The organism is Microbulbifer sp. CnH-101-G (genome assembly GCF_052466775.1).
This window is the reverse complement of sequence record NZ_CP174292.1, coordinates 2,183,110-2,201,879: the sequence shown is the minus strand read 5'-3', so window position 1 is coordinate 2,201,879 and position 18,770 is coordinate 2,183,110. Positions and strand designations below refer to the sequence as shown.

14 protein-coding genes are annotated in these 18,770 nt (G+C 46.0%); 9 read left to right on the top strand and 5 right to left on the bottom strand.

Going from position 1 to position 18,770, the window contains the following annotated elements; translation table 11 throughout:
- Positions 1-39: 39 nt before the first annotated feature.
- Positions 40-1,260 (bottom strand): phytanoyl-CoA dioxygenase family protein, encoded by a 1,221-nt coding sequence (locus tag ACJJID_RS09510; protein WP_444922520.1) that lies wholly within the window; start codon positions 1,258-1,260, stop codon positions 40-42.
- 6 nt (positions 1,261-1,266) lie between these two features.
- Positions 1,267-1,524 carry a hypothetical protein gene (locus ACJJID_RS09505; protein ID WP_444922519.1) on the bottom strand — a complete coding sequence of 86 codons (258 nt, stop codon included), beginning with the start codon at positions 1,522-1,524 and terminating at the stop codon, positions 1,267-1,269.
- On the opposite strand from ACJJID_RS09505, the gene ACJJID_RS09500 reads away from it, so the two are divergent.
- The 6 genes from ACJJID_RS09500 to ACJJID_RS09475 all read left to right on the top strand — a co-directional run bounded on the left by ACJJID_RS09500 (position 1,519) and on the right by ACJJID_RS09475 (position 9,472).
- The gene (locus ACJJID_RS09500) at positions 1,519-1,704 is read left to right on the top strand and encodes a hypothetical protein (protein WP_444922518.1); all 186 of its coding nucleotides are present in this window, start codon (positions 1,519-1,521) and stop codon (positions 1,702-1,704) included. The two genes, ACJJID_RS09505 and ACJJID_RS09500, sit on opposite strands and share 6 nt — an antisense overlap.
- Positions 1,705-2,018: 314 nt before the next feature.
- A complete protein-coding gene (locus ACJJID_RS09495; RefSeq protein ID WP_444922517.1) occupies positions 2,019-4,301 on the top strand; it encodes a TonB-dependent receptor in 2,283 nt (760 codons plus the stop codon).
- Between the two features lie 435 nt (positions 4,302-4,736).
- The gene (locus ACJJID_RS09490; protein WP_444922516.1) at positions 4,737-5,570 is read left to right on the top strand and encodes an alpha/beta hydrolase; all 834 of its coding nucleotides are present in this window, start codon (positions 4,737-4,739) and stop codon (positions 5,568-5,570) included.
- A 537-nt stretch (positions 5,571-6,107) separates the two neighbouring features.
- A complete protein-coding gene (gene ppnN, locus ACJJID_RS09485; protein ID WP_444922515.1) occupies positions 6,108-7,481 on the top strand; it encodes a nucleotide 5'-monophosphate nucleosidase PpnN in 1,374 nt (457 codons plus the stop codon).
- Between the two features lie 434 nt (positions 7,482-7,915).
- The gene (locus ACJJID_RS09480) at positions 7,916-8,326 is read left to right on the top strand and encodes a PaaI family thioesterase (protein WP_444922514.1); all 411 of its coding nucleotides are present in this window, start codon (positions 7,916-7,918) and stop codon (positions 8,324-8,326) included.
- 153 nt (positions 8,327-8,479) lie between these two features.
- Positions 8,480-9,472, top strand: coding sequence for a hypothetical protein (locus ACJJID_RS09475; protein WP_444922513.1), 993 nt, complete (start codon positions 8,480-8,482; stop codon positions 9,470-9,472).
- A 512-nt stretch (positions 9,473-9,984) separates the two neighbouring features.
- On the opposite strand, the gene pgmB is transcribed toward ACJJID_RS09475, so the two are convergent.
- On the bottom strand, positions 9,985-10,656 hold the full coding sequence (gene pgmB, locus ACJJID_RS09470; protein ID WP_444922512.1) for a beta-phosphoglucomutase: 672 nt from the start codon (positions 10,654-10,656) through the stop codon (positions 9,985-9,987).
- Positions 10,653-13,004: a glycoside hydrolase family 65 protein gene (locus ACJJID_RS09465; RefSeq protein ID WP_444922511.1), complete on the bottom strand. Its 2,352-nt coding sequence runs from the start codon at positions 13,002-13,004 to the stop codon at positions 10,653-10,655. The genes pgmB and ACJJID_RS09465 overlap by 4 nt, the downstream gene beginning before the upstream one ends.
- A gap of 430 nt (positions 13,005-13,434) precedes the next feature.
- Between ACJJID_RS09465 and ACJJID_RS09460 the strand changes: the two genes are divergently transcribed.
- From ACJJID_RS09460 to ACJJID_RS09450, 3 genes are all read left to right on the top strand, one after another.
- Entirely contained in the window at positions 13,435-14,688 is a 1,254-nt protein-coding gene (locus ACJJID_RS09460; RefSeq protein ID WP_444922510.1) for an MFS transporter, read from the top strand.
- A gap of 76 nt (positions 14,689-14,764) precedes the next feature.
- A complete protein-coding gene (locus ACJJID_RS09455) occupies positions 14,765-15,829 on the top strand; it encodes a LacI family DNA-binding transcriptional regulator (RefSeq protein ID WP_444922509.1) in 1,065 nt (354 codons plus the stop codon).
- Positions 15,830-15,996: 167 nt separating this feature from the next.
- Complete coding sequence (locus ACJJID_RS09450) at positions 15,997-17,400, top strand: MFS transporter (RefSeq protein ID WP_444922508.1); 1,404 nt, start codon at positions 15,997-15,999, stop codon at positions 17,398-17,400.
- A 388-nt stretch (positions 17,401-17,788) separates the two neighbouring features.
- On the opposite strand, the gene ACJJID_RS09445 is transcribed toward ACJJID_RS09450, so the two are convergent.
- Positions 17,789-18,520 (bottom strand): glycerophosphodiester phosphodiesterase, encoded by a 732-nt coding sequence (locus tag ACJJID_RS09445; protein WP_444922507.1) that lies wholly within the window; start codon positions 18,518-18,520, stop codon positions 17,789-17,791.
- Positions 18,521-18,770: the final 250 nt, after the last annotated feature.

The window sequence follows — 18,770 nt, the reverse complement described above, 5'->3', positions numbered from 1 at the left end:
AGACTTCTGAGATACTGGATTACTACTGATGGGGCAGAGTCAGTCATCCAGGATTTTGTTTAGTCCATAGGTGTCCTTTCCATATACCTGAAAAGTACTTACTGTGGGTAATGTGTACTCTATTGGCCCTTCAAGGCTTGGATAGCTATCTTTGCCATGTGGAGCGACTTTTACATGGTTAGCGGTACAGCGCCCTACAAAAGAGAAACGTTCATCGTGGCTGGAAGTGTTGGGGTAGGAGGCATGCATATTTAGAGATGAAAAAATCAGGCACTCACCGGCTTTCATTTCCAGGTCTTTGACTTCAAATTGGTCAAAAAAGTTATCCCCCAAAAGTTTTTCTGCGCTGAATAAAATAACGGCGCTTTTATAGAAAAGTCTTCCATACAGAGCAATTTTTCCTATTTTATAGAGGTAGGAGGGGGAGAACGGTAGAAGCGAAAAGAAGAAAAGTTCATTTTCCGGGATAAATTCATAGAGGTAATTGATTCTGGCATCTTTGAAAGATCCGGGCAAAATGCGAAGGCAGCCATTCTCTTTAGTGGTATCGCTCAAGGCTACCCAAGCATTCAGCTGAATCAATGCGGGAGATGTTTCTTGCGTGGGTTGTAATTTCGCATATTTGCCTGCTTCGCGAAATGTTGCATTTTGGTGCCAGGCAGTGCCTTCTGCCCCTGGCATTTTATCGAAAAATTGTGTGCGCCAGCAGAGAATTTCATCACCGAGCAGGCTCGCTAAGCGTTCCGCAATTTGAGGTTTTCGCAAAAGCTCTCTAAACGGTTTGAGCCGCAGGGCTTGATATAGGCCCGCATACTCGATAGTCCAACGGTTGTATTTTTTCTCTATTTCTCGAATTCTGTTGCCTAAGTAGGATACACCGCCGAAGCCATTTTGGTACTCCCGAATAGCAAGCTCTTTTAGCGCGCCTGCCTCTTCACTGGAAATTACCCTAAAGGGGGGTAAGTAACCCTTTTTTGAGAAGAACTTGCGGTCTTGCGCACTCAGGAAATACTTGCTGTCTTGTTGGGTGGCCGATGGGGTAGGGAGGTCGATCGTTAAGTTTTTTAGTTGATCGAGCTTGGCAAAAAGCTGCTGTCGCTCTCTTTTCTTCCATGGAAGAATACATAGTTTGTATAAACCTATAGCTGCTATCAGCCCAATGACTTTTATCCGCTGCGTCCAGCGAATGGGAAACTGAGCCAGCTCATGGAGGGTGCCAGCCTCCTTGTGCATCTCCGCCAGGGTGTGGTTTTTTGGCATTCTAGCCTACCGCTCATGAATGACTTCCACTGGTCCGTGATCGTCACAGTGATCACCATGGACATGGTGCAGGCGTCCATCCACCAGGTAATCGAAATGGTCGCCGTGGGGGATACGTTCGTGTCCGCAGTGTTCTCCGTGAACATGGGTAGCGTGAGTGCTGGCGGTGATGGGGTTGCAGTCATCGGGGTTCTTGTTGCTCACTTCCAGTACATGTTCATCGTAGTGACCCCTATGGGGATGATGTAGGTGGCCATTATGCACGTAACACACATGGTCTCTGTGTCGGATGGCGGCATGTCCACAATGGGGGCCGTGTTTATGGGAGTGGTTGTCAGCGTGTTGACAGGAAGAGCTGGTCATATTGGTTCCTCAATTGATGGCAATAGCCCCTACCAAGCATCCCTGGTTTGGGGTCAGGAGCATCCCACCCAACCTTTGTAGCCTATTCAAACTGTAGAAACGCCCTTGCCCCTTTCAAAGCAATTAATAACTTTCCCCGCCTAAGTTACGGCGTGTAGACCCTGGGGGAGGATATCTGGCAGAAGCCTACTTATTTAGCCAATGTGACTAAAACTCAAAAATAGCCACAAAATGGCACTGAAAGTGTATTGCAATCGATTGCAATGCTAATTTATAGTGAACGAAATGTGTCGTCTCACAGGACAGGTGCCCACGCAAAATGCAAACGATTGCATTTTGCGTGGGCACCAGGCACTCCATAAATCCAATAAGAATGACGATGAGAGGGGAGTTTAATGAAGAAGAAACCTCTAGTGCTGGCCATTTCCTTTGGTGCTATGCAGCTGGGCTTCTTGAGTCATGCCGTTGCCCAGGGTTCTATTTCACCGGGGGCCTCTGAAGACAGAGTGATGGAAGAGGTGATTACCACGGGAACCCCAGGCGGCGCAGGCATAAGAAAATTAGATGCGAGCTTTTCAATCACAACCCTGAGTGACGATGAAATCGGTAAAGCTTCCCCATCTAGCACTGCAGATTTGCTGAAGTCTATCCCTGGTCTTTGGGTTGAAAGCTCTGGCGGCGTATCTGGTGCAAACATTGATGTACGGGGATTTCCGGGCGGCAGCGACGCTCCGTTTGTGACGGTCTCTATGAATGGCTTGCCACTTTACCCGGCACCGACTCTTTCTTTCATGGAAAACTCCTCTCTATTCCGTGTAGATGAAACGATCCAGCGCGTAGAAGGCCTGCGCGGTGGCCCTAATCCGGTCTACTCTAACGGCCAGCCGGGCCTCACGACCAATTTCATTTTGAAAGAGGGGACCGAAGAGACCGAGGGTCGCTTTAAATACACCACTTCGGACTATGATCTTCAAAGGACTGATGCCCTTCTGACCGGGAAGCTCAGCGAAGATGTGTACTACATGGTGGGTGGGTATGTGAGTTCCTCTCCCGGTATTCGCGATGCCGGTTTTGATGCGGAAGAAGGTCACCAGTTCACCTTGCACCTGACTAAAGAGATGGATAACGGCAAAGCCGGTTTCTACGTACGAGATACTAAAGATACTGGCACCTGGTATCTGCCAAATGCTTCCTTCCTGGCAACGGACTACACCCAAGTGGGTCCCAGCAATCGCAAGGTTTCAGTACCCATTTCCCAGGCTGACGGAAATGGTGGCTCTGAAACCCGCTGGGAAACTTTTGATATGGGAGAAGGCCGTGGTTGGGACGGTAGCGTAGCTGGCGCTTATCTGGAATTGGATCTCGGCAATGGCTGGAGCCTTACTGAGCGTTTTGGTTTGACCAGCGGTAATGCCGATACTTTGGGCTTTGTCCCCAATGGTCGTCCAGTATTACCCAGTGAGTTGCGATACGACGATGCTTCAAGCGTGACTTCGGCTACTACCGTGTCTGGGGCTGAGGTCAGTAGCGATACTTTGTTACAGCAATTTGGTGCTTGGGTAGTACGAAAAGATATTGAGGCAACGACCAACGATATCAGCCTAGCCAAAGAGTGGGATGACTTTAAGGTGACTGCAGGCTATTACACTTCTAGTTGGGAAGTTGATGAGTGGTGGAGCCTTGGAAACCAATCGTACTATGTGCTTGGTCATGATGGTGAGCAGGTTGCTGGCGATATATCTTGTGATGATGAAGAGCTCGACCCAGTTCTCTGCTGGAGCTACGACCTTGAAGCGGTAGGTGATGCCCGCGAAAACGCATTCTACATTGCTGGTGAATTCTACTTAGGCGATTTCACGTTTGATTTGGGCGTTCGCTCTGCAAATCGCCAAACTAACTATTCAGTAGATGATGGTTCGCGTGATGGTATTTTTACTACCTATAAGGCCGATGAAGAGGGTACTGCCTTTACAGCTGCAGTAGATTGGGCCTTCGCTGAGAATATGGGAACTTTCTTCCGTGTAAACTCAGGCTTCAAATTTGCGGACTTTGATAATTATCGCGAGTTTGGCGAGAGCTTCCGCGCAGGTTCCGATCTGATTATCGATATCGACCAATATGAGCTGGGCTACAAGCTGCAGGATCAAGACTACTCGCTGTTTGCCACCCTTTTCTACAATGAAACCCAGGGAATGCCGGATTGCATTATTGGCAGCACTACTTGTGCCCGTCTGGAAACAGAGGCTCTGGGTCTTGAGTTGGATGGTAAGGCCCACTGGGGTGACTTCACTTTGGGCCTGAATGCAACTTTGCAGAAGCCAGAAATCACCAATGGTGACTTTAAAGGCAATCAAGTGATGCGCCAGCCCGAGTACCAAGTACGCCTAAGCCAGAACTACGATTTCACGATCAACAATATTGATATGGCGGTGTTTGGTGGAGTAAGCCGAGTGGGTGATCGTTTCAATGACAGTAAAAACTCGGTGACATTGCCGGGTTATACCAAAGTAGATTTTGGTGCAGTGGCTTACCTGAACGATGTTACCGTTCAGCTTGCACTGGATAACCTCACCGATGAGGAGGGCATTACCGAGGGAGACCCACGGGATCCTCAGGCAACTAATGTTCGTTATATCCTGCCGCGAAACATCAAGTTAAGTATCGCCTACGATTTCTAGTTCGACTCAAGCCTCTCCCATAGGCTTTCTGAGCTTTGCCGCACACTATTTTGTGCGGCTTTTTTATGCCTGCCTTCTTACCACTTGTCTCTAAAGCGCCCGACTTGGTCAAATTTGCAGCATTATTAAGATTGATTATTGTCCCTAGCAATTAACGAGACTTTTATAAAGTCAACATTATAGTGATTTCCCCAGGAAAGTTTTTCTGGGATAGTGCCAGGAGATGTTGCAAGCTAAATTGGTAAGTTGTAAGAATTATTCTTTCGAGAGGTATATTGTTCTGTTAAATGTAGAGTATTGAGAACTGCTTCTGCGTCGGGTAAATAGTGTAATTTGATTCGGGCGAATGAGGGGCAGGGGTTACTGGTTTAACAATGATTAGGGTGTCGATAATTACGGTAGATCTAATATTAACTATAGGTTCCAAGGATGACTATGAAAATTTACAGCGCATTTTTGCTCAGTATCCTTTGTTGCTCAGTTTGGGCGCAAGATGAGCATAAATATGAGTTTGTTACCATTGGTGGGAATACCATATCCTATCTTTGTAAAGAGGAAGGTGAGGGTAAAAAAGTCGTATTGATGGTTTCAGGTATGGGTTTAGATGCGCATAGTACCTATAAAAATACCTTCCATAAATTCTCTTCTGATGATTTTATGCTCTGTATCTACGACCGGCCTGGAGCTGGAAAAAGTGCACATGCCGTTCCAAAAGTTAGATCGATGGATGCGCTTTCTGCTGAGCTTGAGGCGTTCGTGGAGTTTAAAAAATGGGATTCCGTAGTTCTTGTGGCCCATTCATTTGGTGGTTTAGTGGCAAGGGCATTTGCAAGTGAAAACCCGAGTAGGGTTTCTGCCCTTCTGTTTGTGGATGCAGCCCATGAATCCTGGTATGGAAACCTGAAGTCTTCTTTATCCAAGGAGGGCTGGGCAACAATGCAGTGGATAATGGAATGGGAAAAGGAAAAGCATTCCTTCGAAGATTTCGAAGAGTCTGCATCAAAGCCAGAGCGTTATGAGTTAAAGAGAGATATTCCAATCACGGTAATGAGTAGAGGGTTGCCACATAACGCAATCCGCCAGACTAAAATGAGTTACGCAGATGTAGATGCTTACAACAGGACTTGGAATCAATCGCAAGTTGAACTCACCAAGATTAGCGACAACGCCAAGCATGTAATTATGAAATACTCCTCGCATCTGTACGATGAAACCGATCCGTGGATTGTACTTGAAGAGCTGGATCAACTTTTATCTAAAGTTGAATAGCTTTTTGGTAAGCTATTCAAGATAATTAACTCCTAGATGTATACTGATTTTGACTTGACCTGGCAGAGTAAGGCTTGTAAGCGGTCTTTGCCAGATCAAGTCAGAACTATCAAATTCGTGTATCTAGGCTACCTTGATACAATTGGATAGACGTAAAAATTACTTTTGCAGGCAGATTGTAAGAACATCCTAGATGTTCTCCATAAATTTCTGTGCCTTATAATGATCCCCAGCTAGTGTATTTTCTTCCGCCTTTCTTCCAAGCATCACTTGGTTTATTAAAGTTTCAAGACGTAATTTAAGTCAATTCAATGCTCTTTACGTCTTGAGCTCGAGTAGAGGTATTTTGGTGCTCTATTCGGCCCTCTGGCCCCTCTGAATTGATCAATTGCACGTCAATTATTTTTGAGTATGGAGCTAGGCTTCTTCGTGTAAAATAAAAAAAATAAGTTTAATCATAATGTTAGATTACACTTCTATAGCTACTGCACAGTATTTGCTGTGTAGATTAAAGTTCCAGTTTAATAAGAGGATTGCATGTCTACAGATCTTATCGATGCAAGCGTCTCACCAACAGGGCAGTTCGATATTTTATCCAAGTATGAAATTAATCGACTTAGTAATGAAAGCCGTGGTTCTCAATATCAGACCTTCCGGAACTGCTCTCTAGCGGTTCTTAATAGCGGCGCTAATATGGATGATGGTAAGGAGCTTTTAGAAACCTATTCCAATTTTGATATCTCTGTTGTCCCAACAGAGCGCAGTATAAAACTTCAGCTGAAAAGTGCTCCTGCTAGTGCTTTTGTGGATGGAAAAATTATTAACGGCATAGCTGAGCATTTGTTCGCGGTGCTCAGGGATATAATTTATGTGAATAGTGAAATCACTGGTAGCCCACTGCATGATTTAACCTCTTCCCAGGGAATCACCGATGCAGTGTTTCATATTATGCGTAATGCCGGCACCTTTGATCGGGTGCGTGGCCCCAGATTAGTGGTGTGTTGGGGCGGGCACTCTATCTTATCTGAGGAGTACGATTATACCAAGCAAGTTGGTTATGAATTGGCCTTGCGACATCTGGATATTTGTACTGGCTGTGGTCCAGGTGCCATGAAGGGGCCAATGAAAGGTGCCACTATCGGCCATGCCAAGCAGCGCGATCGACATGGTCAGTATCTTGGCGTTACTGAGCCCGGCATCATCGCTGCAGAAGCGCCAAATGCAATTGTGAACCAGTTGGTTATTTTGCCTGATATTGAAAAGCGGTTAGAGGCTTTTGTGCGCGCAGGTCATGGAATCGTGGTTTTTCCTGGAGGCGCAGGCACTGCGGAAGAAATCATCTATCTCTTGGGAATACTCCTTCACGAAGAGAATAAGGATCAACCTTTTCCTGTGATTTTTACTGGACCTCCTAGTGCTACAGAGTATTTTGTACGTATTGATGAGTTTATTGCTTCCACTTTGGGTAAAGAAGCGCGGTCAAGATATCAAATCATCATTGATAACCCTCAGGAAGTGGCTAAACAAATGGCTGCGGGCATACAGGAGGTCAAGTCCTATCGTAAGGAAATAGGCGATGCCTATTATTTCAACTGGAAGCTGAAGGTAGCCAATGAATTTCAGCAACCATTTTCACCAACCCATGAGAGCATGCTGAATCTTGCCCTACATAAAAACCAGAAGCCCTACCTATTAGCCGCTAACCTAAGGCGCGCATTCTCCGGAGTTGTCTCGGGCAATGTAAAAGACGAAGGTATCCGTATGGTGGAAAAACATGGCCCGTATGAATTGCGTGGCGACCCAGGCATAATGCACAGTATTGACGTTATGCTGGAGTCCTTTGTTAAGCAGCAAAGAATGAAATTACCCGGCAAGGAATATATTCCTTGTTATAAGGTACTCTCTAAATAGAAAAAATAAATTTAAGAATAATTTATTTTGCGTGAAGGGGGCTTAGCGTTCCCTGAGGTGGCCGCTTTCGTTAAGGAAAGGCTGGGTATGTACTTTAACGGTATCGGCTCATCTGCGGTTAATAATGCGGTCTATGAGCTGACAACCAAGGCTATATCAATAATTTATGGCGTATGAAATTAAAGTTAAAGGTAAAGAAAAATACTATTTGAATTAGCTCATCTTTACCCTGGGTTGATTATTGAGTTTCAAAAGGAGTGACTCCTCACGGGGGCGCAATGTGCAATACTTTTATCGCAGGGGTAGTTAAAATATCGTTAAAGAGTCTTTTTTCAGAGATTGCGAAAAACCAAAGAAACTGATATTGGTAATATTGCAAGCTATTGATAGTGTGTTAACGATTTAATTTATTTTTTAAAGTTTGGCAAGGAATAATGATGAAGGACCATAGCTATTACAATAATATCTGCAAAAACAAGTTTCCCGGGCTTCTCGGTATTGAGCTTGTTAAGGTTGCAGAGGGGGAGGTGAAGGCAGAAATGGGGGTTGCCGAGTCTCACCTGGCACCAAATGGCTATTTGCATGCTGGTAGTGTCGTTTCTTTAGCCGATACGGCTTGTGGTATTGGCTGCTTGGCAGACCTGCCAGAGAAGGCCTCTGGTTTTACCACAATTGAACTCAAATCCAATCATCTGGGGACGGTACGTGATGGCGTTGTTTCATGTACTGCAACACCTGTTCATAAGGGGCGAACCACTCAGGTTTGGGATGCTACCGTGGTTTGTAAGGATACGGGGAAAAAACTAGCCATATTTCGTTGCACCCAATTGATCTTATATCCATGAATGCTAATGGTGCTTTTCTCCTAATTTGAGCAATTGTACCGATTTGTAAAGAACACTGTCTGGAAGTTATATTCATCGCTTACCAAAATAGGGTGGTTTATCAAAATCACCCGCCCCTTTTGCCTATAAAATATAACTAGCTGGTGCTTTCTGATGGTGCGTCATTTATTACTTGCCCTGTTTTTAATTCTTTCAGCTTCCCCAGCTCTTGCACAGGACCAGCCAGGTAACCAGATGGGTAGTTGGCGATCAGTGAGCTTTAAAAGTGAACCTTTGTTGAATTTACATCTCTTTATCTATGAGCTGGCAAGAGATGAGCATTTTTATACTGCTTTTAAAAAGGAGAGTGGCATCTCCGATAGTGAACTATATCTTTTTGATGCTGCTGTTAGGGATTATATAAAGCACGGGGCTGCTCGAAATGTTCATATCATTAGGTCCAATGAAGAAATAGCAGATTTAACAGCGATGATTTTAAGTGATGATGCTGTCGGTGCTAAACCAGATAGTAATACCTTGTATGATCATGTGCAGGCGCTTTCAACGTTTTATGATAAGAATCTTTGGGGGCAGCATAGAAAGAGTAATCTTGAATGGTATCAAAGCTTAGAGGAAAAGCTGAATATCTATGGGGATAGCATTTCTGACAGGCTCGAAGGTTTATTTGGTGAAAAATTGGTCGTTAAAAAACATACAGTAAATGTTGTCTATAAACCTGGGATGCGACAGGGTGCCACCACCTCAGGGCGAAGCTTTCAGTCTATTATCAATAGTACTTATCCAGATTATGCGGATTGGTTTGCATTGGAAATGTTTTTTCATGAAATCTCTCATGCTAATGCGGTGAGGAGGGAGAGTAAGCTACAAAAGATCATCGCTAAAGAGTTTAATTCATTGGGGCTCGGTGACAAGAAAGGTATATGGCATCCGATTCAGTTTTATACCGTTGGACAGGTCATCAAGAGTGAGATATCTGAAGATGTTAAAAATTACATCCCCTATGCGGAAATGAAAGGACTCTATGTTGGCTCCTGGGATTATCAATCTATCCTTGATCAATATTGGATGCCTTACTTGGATGGAGAGGTATCCATGGAGCAAGCGATAAGAAACATCGCTTTAGCGCTATCTGAACAAGATGGTTGATTGAATAGATATGTTGGGTATATTAATTAATATAGCGTTAACTTTTATTATTAGTTGGGCCCTAATTTGGGCTTTCTTTATGTGGGGGCTAGGGGTTAATAACTTTGCCAAGCTACACGGTAAATTTTTAGGCTGGCTGGGCCACTGTAGTTGGATCCTTCTGATGGCGGCTCACTTTTACGCGATCTTTGCTCTATGGATGGATTTGTTTTCTGCCTCTATATTGCTCACCGTCTTGTTCTTCGGGCACTTGTTGGTTGGGCTTATTTTTGCGCGAAATGTAAGCGCTCGTTAACTGCAAAGAAAAAGCTTATGTAAAGCGGATGTTTCGTAGGATAAGTATTGTGGGACGATCTTTATCCGTTTTTATGAAAAGCTAAAAACGGATAAAGCTGAATAGAAAACTGATTAAAAAAATGAATAGAAAGCTTAATAGATAGTGCCGGGTTGTGAGGCAGTAAGCACACTAAAAGGCCATTAACTACCACAGCATGTGGCTTGCCTAAGTAATCCTAACTTACGGCCGCTGCTCTAATCGCTGAGAGAAAGAAGTCCCTGGGGTCGAATTCTCCCAGGCTATTCACAATATAGTCGGCGTTTCTTAGAGAATTCTCATGGCCTACGCCGATAGCAGTCATGCCCTGTGCTGCTTTAATGGCAGCGACTCCGGCAGCAGCATCCTCAAAGGCAACACAGAATTCAGGTTCAACTTGTAGACCTTGCGCAGCTGCGAGGAAAATATCCGGGCAGGGTTTAGGTGCGGACTGCTCTGGATCGGCAATTGTTGAGAAGTAATGTGATATCTCCAATGCTTGTAAAACGGCCTGCGCATTCTTACTGGCTGAGGCCAGGGCAATGGGAATTTGTTTCTCGTTTAACCAGACGAGAAGCTCTCCGGCACCGGGCAGTAGATCTTTTGGAGATAAGCTGCGAATCAGCTTCTGATAATAACTATTCTTTCTGCTAGCTAGGTCGATCTTTTCCTTTTCACTAAACTGATCGCTCTCTTCCCCAAGAATCACTTCCAATGAGGCCATGCGCTCCAGTCCCTTAAGCCTTTCACCGGTATCTTCAGCCCATGGGCGTTTGAGTTCTTGGGCCAGTTGGTGCCAGGCTTTCAGGTGCAGTCGTGCGGTATCTGCGAGTACACCATCCAGGTCAAAAATTGCAGCACGATAGATCACTGTGTTACCTCCACTGGCGGTGCTATCGCAAATGTTTGGGTTTCGCCTACTGCGAGAAATACGGGTTCATGAATGTGATGAAGGTTGATGGGCTCGCCAGTTATCAGGGTATAGCTGGCATTACTGCAATTGATGTCCACTTCCAGGGTGCGACCACGGAATTGCAGACGGAAGCGATAACCTTCCATACCCTCGGGTACAAACGGGGCGAAGCGCAATTCGGTACCATGCAGGCGCATACCGGCAAAGCCCTGGACCATGCACATCCAGGTGCCGCCCATACAGGCGGTATGGATACCGTGCTGGGTATTATTGTGGTGATTGTCCAGGTCCATTCGTGCTACTTGCTGGAAGTAGTCGAGCGCTTTTTCTGGGTATCCCACCTCGCTGGCAATAATGCTGTGGATGCAGGCGGATAGGGTGGAATCGTGTGTAGTGAGCGGTTCGTAAAAGTCGAAGTCGCGGCGTTTTTGTTCGATGGAAAACTCGGAACTTTCGAGCAATAGTCCCAAGACTACATCTGCCTGCTTGCAAACCTGATGTCGATAAATTACCAGTGGATGGTAGTGCAGTAGCAGGGGGTAATGATTTGCCGGTGTCTGCTCAAAGTCCCACACTGGCTTGTCGAGGAAGCCATCATCCTGCGGGTGAATACCTTGGGATTGGTCGTAGGGGAGGTACATGGCCTTTGCGGCTTTTGCCCAAAGCATGGGCTCCTGTGGGCCCAGTTGTATACGTTGGGCCAAGGCCAGGCACGCTTCTGAATCAAAGGATTGCAACCACTGGTATACCTCTGCAGCATACTCCAAATGCGCACGGGCCATCAGGTTGGTATAGAAGTTATTATCTACCAACGCGGTATATTCATCCGGGCCAGTGACTTCATTAATACAAAATTGGTTGTTGCGGCGAGGATTGAAGTGGCCGATTTCCATCCATAGGCGGGCTCCCTCAATAACCAGCTCCGCCCCTTTTTCCCTCAGAAACTCCGTATCACCAGTGACTCGGCTATAGTGGCGCACTGCATAGGCGATATCCGCATTGATATGAAACTGGGCGGTGCCGGCAGGGTAGTATGCAGAGCACTCCTCCCCGCCAATGGTGCGCCAGGGAAAGAGTGCGCCTTTACTGATCGCCAGCTCTCGGGCACGGGCACGGGCGGCATCCAGAATCGAGTGACGATATTCCAGCAGGTGGCGGGCCATATTGGGCTGGGTGTAGAGAAAAAACGGCAATACATAGATTTCTGTATCCCAGAAATAATGGCCATCGTAACCATCTCCCGAGAGCCCTTTGGCAGCGATATTCGTGCGTCCATCCCTGCCAAGGGATTGGAATAGGTGGAAAAGATTAAATCGAATACCTTGCTGTAGGCTGTCGTTGCCAAACACCTGGATATCGGATTCTTGCCAGAATTTATCCATCTCGATACGTTGGGCCTTGGCATATTCGGCAAAACTTTTATTGGCGCTGAGTTCAAGGTATTTGCGCAATGGTCCAGCTTCAATCGGCTCAGCACTTTGCTCTGCGAAGTAGGCAAGGTATTTGGTCAAGTACAGGGGCTTGCCCCGCTGGGCATTGCAGCGATATTCGGTGGCTACCCGGTTTTCATGGCGTAGATTGGTCACGGTGTGACCCGCACTAGCCTGCAAGCGGTGTATGGCTGCGCAGCGAATCTCATAGCCGCTACTTCTGACTGAGAGCGGTAGTGCCAAGTAGTCACCATCAGCGACGTTATCCAGCCATTGGATATCCTCCTGATTGATGGGAGAGGCCAAGCGTGGATCGTCGCTGTGCTTGGCTTGATCGAGATTGCCATCCAGCCCCGTCAGCAGGCGTATTTCCCCATCAAAATCCAGTGGAGTGACTTCAACATGGATGAGCACTAGGTGTTTTTCAGTTAGGCAGACTTGGCGCTGGGTTTTGAGCCTGAGGGTTTTTCCAAGAGGTGAACGCCAGGTGAGGCTGCGCGTAAGGGTTGCGCTGGCCATATCCAAGTGACGCTCATACTCGAGTAGTGCACCCTCCGCGATGCTGAAACGCTCCCCATCAATCCAGATTTGAATACCCTTGCCGTCCGGTACCGTTAGCATGCGCTGATTATTGCGGGCGTAGCCGTAAGCAGCCTCGCCGTAGCGAATAGGTTCGCTGGCATAAACCCCATTGAGGTAACAGCCATCAGAAAAGGGCTCGGGATCAAAGCCTTCCTCAAAGGTGCCGCGCAGGCCAATAAAGCCATTGCCCAGGGAGAATAGGGTGGCGTTAAGAGGGTAGTCATCCGCTTGAAACTCTCTTTCCAGCAGGCCCCAGGGGTGAATTTTAAGCTTATGTTGTTGTTCTTTCTTCATACCACTTACATAGAAACTGATGGTTAGGCGCTTTGCCGAAGTGATTAGCGCTTCGGGCAATTGCCTGCAGTCTATCGCTTGTACACATTGAAATGCAATCGATTGCAATGCAGGGGTAAAAAAATCTCCTTGTACGGTAACTATGTGCTATTTGTGAGTGGAAATATTCTTTAACTTATTGATAATAAAGAATATATTAGCATTTTCATTATCTAATAACACGCCAGTCTGACCGGCGATCGCTGAATGGTCTCTGTTTGGCAGCTTGAAATTTTGCAAACGATTGCAATTCTTTTGTGGTAAGTCATACTGCTGAGTTCTGGGGGCGTGAAAATTTGCAGTCATCAACCCACACTGAAAGATCAAAAAATGTACAATAACAGGCTGGTACGGCTGTACGCCTGAGCCATAGACCGATAAAGATTTCCTTATGAACAATCAGCGCATACTGCTTTCCCTATTCGCCATTTACTTTGTGTTCGCCATTCTCTTGAACAGTGTCGGCACTGTGATACTGCAGGTGATTAATACTTACGGCGTGAGTAAATCTGCAGCCAGTGTATTGGAGGGTTTTAAGGATATCCCTATCGGCATCGTTTCTTTTCTGGTGGCTTCGCAACTGCCGCGTTTCGGATTTAAGCGGGCCATGCTGATGGGGCTCGCTATTGTTACCGGGGCTTGTATTGCCATGCCCCTATTGCCAGGTTTCTGGACAGCAAAACTACTGTTCCTTTCCGTGGGAGTCGCCTTTGCCTTGGTGAAGGTCGCGGTTTATTCAACTGTGGGCCTGTTAACCCATGGTCCAAATGAACATGCGAGTATGGTGAATACCCTGGAGGGGGTATTTATGGTGGGGGTTCTTAGTGGGTATTGGCTGTTTAGTGCCTTTATCGACTCTGCCAATCCAGGTTCCACAGCTTGGCTGAGTGTCTATTGGGTGCTGGCTGCGATTTGTCTGTTTGCCTTTATTTTATTGTCGCTGACAAAAATGGATGAGTCGGGTACCCGGGTTGAGGGCACCAGTCCACGGCAGGACTTCTGGGCAATGATAAAACTGATGGCCAAGCCCCTGGTTTACATATATGTCATTTCCGTTTTTATCTATGTGTTGATCGAACAGGGTATCGGCAGCTGGCTGCCCACGTTTAACAATGAAATTTTGAAGCTACCAGCGGCGATGAGTGTCCAGGCTGCCAGTATTTTTGCTGCAGGGCTCGCCTTGGGCCGTTTGGGGGCAGGGGCTATAATGCGGCGTTTACACTGGTATCCGGTGTTGAATGTCTGTCTGCTGGCAATGGCACTACTGGTGGTGCTGACTCTGCCGCTATCCAGTGATGTGCAGGCCAACCCAGATATCAACTGGTTCAATGCGCCGATTGCGGCCTTTATTCTGCCACTGATTGGCCTGTTTATGGCGCCCATTTATCCGGCAATCAACTCGGTGATGCTGAGCTCACTACCGACCCATCAGCACTCGGCAATGACCGGCTTGCTGGTGATTTTTTCTGCGCTGGGGGGCACCACGGGTTCCCTGATTACCGGTTCGGTTTTTGAAGCCTTTGATGGCCAGGTGGCCTTTTACCTATCATTGGTGCCGATCTCGGTAATTCTGATCAGCCTGTACTTTTTCCGCCGTGCGGTGGAGGGTGGGACAGTTGAAAATTCTGCCAGGCTTGCTGTATGAGTTGGCAGCGGCAGTTTTACAAACTCTTGTAGCACGCCTAAGATGGCGTATTTCCCGCGAATAAGGTGAAGTACGCATGCCTAAGGATTCCTCCTCTCCCGTCTCCATGTCCGATATTGCACGGCTGGCGGGAGTTTCTGAATCCACTGTTTCTCGCGCGCTGAATAACAACCCGCTGATCAATGAAAAGACCCGGGAGCGTATTCAGCAGATTGCGCGCAGTATGAATTACAAAATCAACGAGAGTGCACGCAATCTGCGTTTAAAGCGCAGCCATACCATTTCTGTGGTGATCAATACCGGTAGCGCCGGGGGCCAAACCTTTTCCGACCCCTTTATGTTGGACATGATTGGTGCGATTGCCGATCGCCTGGCCGAGCACCGTTACGATCTACTGTTCTCCAACCGCATCGCTACAAGTGACGATTGGCATGCCTATTTAATGGGGTCTCGCCGCGCCGATGGGGTAATCGTGATTGGTCAGGGTATCGATGACAGCCCACTGCGTGAACTACAGCGCCAGGGCGATCCATTAGTGGTATGGGGAGGGACTGCCAAGCCAGGTCTCGATTACTGTATCGTAAGTAGTGACAACCAGATGGGAGGGTGTCAGGCTACCGAACATCTGCTCAAGCAGGGTCGCCGTAAAATCCTCTTTTTGGGTGATACTGCACACCCTGAGATTAACGGGCGCTACGAGGGCTACAATGCCGCCCTTGCTGAAGTAGGGCTTGATAATAGTGCGCGCCAAATCAAAGTTTCTTTCTCCAGTGAAAGCGGCTACCAGTTCATTGCAGACTTACTTAAAGCAGAAGGTTTGACCTTCGATGCGATCTTCGCAGCAAGTGATAGCATCGCTATGGGCGCCATTAAGGCCTTGCAGAGCCAGGGTTACAAAGTACCCGATGATGTGGCGGTGGTTGGATTTGATGATATCCCAATAGCCCCGTTCTTTACGCCTCCATTAACGACTGTGCGTCAGAATATCCAGCGCGGCGGTGAGCTGCTGGTGGATAAGATGATGCAGTTAATCGGTGATAAAACAGCAGAGCCTGAAGTGCTACCGACAGAACTGGTAGTACGTTCGTCCTGTGGCGCCAACCCTGGCTATCAACCGATCCAGGAATATAATCAGCAATAGCTCTTTTGCAGCTCCCTGGCGGAGCTGCTTTCTCTTCTCTGGGGTTTCACCCAGCCTCTCCAGGCGCGTCAATCTTCCATCAAGCCCACTGCTCTACCACCTAATAGGCCAAACTGTCTGGGTTATTTCCTATAGTCCCGATGACAGAGAGCCTTCGGTAGAACTCAATGGCAGATACCAACTACCCCTTGGCCAGAGAGCGGCTTTTGGCACTGGCTGCCCTGAGTTTCGCTGTCTTTTTGGTGGCGAACGATTTAACCATTTTTCCTGCTGCCATTACCACCATTGAACAAGAATTCGATACCGATATTACAACTGCCCAGTGGGTGATTAACGGATACATTCTGGTCTTTGGCGTTTTGGTTATCTCTGGTGGGCGACTGGCAGATATTTATGGGCGTCGCCGTATTTTTTTGACTGGCGCCGGAATTTTTGTTTTTTTCTCAATACTCGCCGCCCTATCCATCGACATACAAATGCTGTTGGTGGCACGGGCTCTAATGGGGGTCGGTGGAGCTCTAATATGGCCGGCGATACTGGGAATGATCTATGAGTTAGTTCCAAAAGAGAACCCAGGAATTGCCGGTGGCTTGATTATGGGGGTCTGTGGAATCTCGGATTCTATAGCGCCGATGTTTGGGGGCCTCTTGGCCGAATTTGCAAGTTGGCGATGGATATTTCTAATGGATGCTGCAGTTGCAACTCTTGTTGGGTTTCTCTGCTGGAAATGGGTTGTTAATGATAAGCCAGACAAGATTGAAGAGCATATTGACTATTTGGGGGTGATAACACTTTCCCTGTTTCTATTTAGCTTGTTACTAGCTCTGGATCTTGCTGTAGACCATGGTTTTAAAAGCCCCATTAATGTTTGCTTGTTTATTGTATCTCTACTTTTTCTAGGAGCTTTTATTGTTGTTGAGCGTAATACTGGCAGGGATGCATTAATTCCCGAGGATGTTGTGAATAACAGCCGGTTCTTCGTGGCGGGTATAGTGACCTTACTACTCTCTATAGTATTTTTTTCAGCACTTTTATATATCCCGCAGTTTCTCATTAGAGTGCGCAGTTATTCTCCTACATTTGCAGGCATGGGGCTCATGCCAATGATGATGGCCTATGGCCTGGTCTCCTATATATCAGGGAAACTCTATAAAAAGGTAGGTGCAAAGGTAATTATATCAATAGGTTCGGTCTGTATATGTATCGGTATGTTTATGTTGTCTCACATTGATGAAAATACCAGTTTTCAAGAGATACTCCCTGGGCTTCTAGTGATTGGTAGTGGTATAGGATTTTTCTTCTCAGCAGTGACTACTGCCGCGATTACTATTGTTGCCCCTGCCAGAGCGGGCTTAGCTGGCGGTATTATTTATATGTTCCAGATTGCTGGTGGTGCACTAGGTTTGGGCATGAATACTACTGTTGTTGCCATGGCCCCAGACCTTATTACGGGCATAGATCGGGCCTTCACCATTAATGCTTACCTAGCTTTAGTCGGCCTTGTGATATCGGTTTTATTTGTTGAGGGGAAGTCTCTCAAAGAGGATTTTGATGAAGAAAGCACCTTTTAGAGGCTTTGGTTTCGGATATTAAATTATATTTCTAAATTTTTGCAATGCTGTCTACTGGGTGGTTTTTAATTGGAATCTACTCGCGGCTGGATCTATTTTCTATTTGAGGCTTCGTATTTAATTATTTCCAGTAAAACTCGATACATGTTGTATAGTTTAATTTCATTGTGTACCTTGCAGAAGTAACAACTTCAGGTGCGGTATGTGCTGTTATTGCAGGATTGCTAGAAATTTATAATTTCAGAAAACGGCTATCCGTAAAACAATACTATGTCTATAGCTGGATATTTGTGTGGGTATCTGGCCCCTGCTTTAAAAATCTGAAAAAATTTATAGGCTCCTATTACGTATATTTTTTCAATCTGAAATAAATTTATGGTAATTATTTCTAGTCGGTTGATCGGGTGTCCATAATTGTTGCATTAAAATTTAAGACAATTTGTGGTTTATCAGTAAATACTCCATCTACACCCTGTGAGGCGAGTAATGCTAAGTCATCAGGGTTATTTACTGTGAAAATATAGTTCTTTAAACCTCGATATTTTGCATCATTGATCAAATCTTTATGGAAAAAATCCAAAGCGGTATGCAGTGAATAAGCTTTCAGAGGGGCTGTGCTTGCAGCTAAGTCAAGAGGGACTCCAACCAGTATTACACCACGGCGAACTTCTGGTAGTAGGCGCAGGCATTCAAACAATTGAAATTGATCAAATGAAGATACTATATATTGATCAAAAGTAGCCCCGCCATCTGTAACGAATGCACGAATCTCTTTCGCTAATAGCGTCGCACAATTAGGACCTTTGATCTCTATATTTAACTGAGCCTTGTCACCTATTAAGTTTAAGACTTCTTGTAGAGTTGGAATCTTACTACCGCAGGGAAGAGGTATAGCTCTAAGAGTCTCTGGTTTCATATCTGTAATAATTGTATTCCCTGGTTGCAAACGGCCTAGGCGCCTATCATGAGTGACAAGAAGTTGACCACCAACATTCCATAAATCAATTTCTACTCCTCCTACCTTCAACTCCAATGCCTCGCTTATTGCCTGTAGGGTGTTTTCGCTATAAAAGCGTTGGTATCCTCGATGAGCAAAACAGAAGAGGGTGTCTAAAACCATTTTCAGAAAGTCCAAGCTACTTATATAAAGTAATGATTAATAAGATGTATTCTAGAATATTATAGTGTTGCTGATGCTAATCGATAGTAGTTTATAAGTATTGATGGATGAAGCTTGTAATAGGTAATGTGCCTCTTTAGTAGATTTGAGTTGATGTAGATAGGTTGCCGTTATGGCTTGAATTGAAAATCCTTTTTAGGGTGCCTTTTAATAAGGGTGTGAAATTTCACGAAATTTATTATGGCGTAAT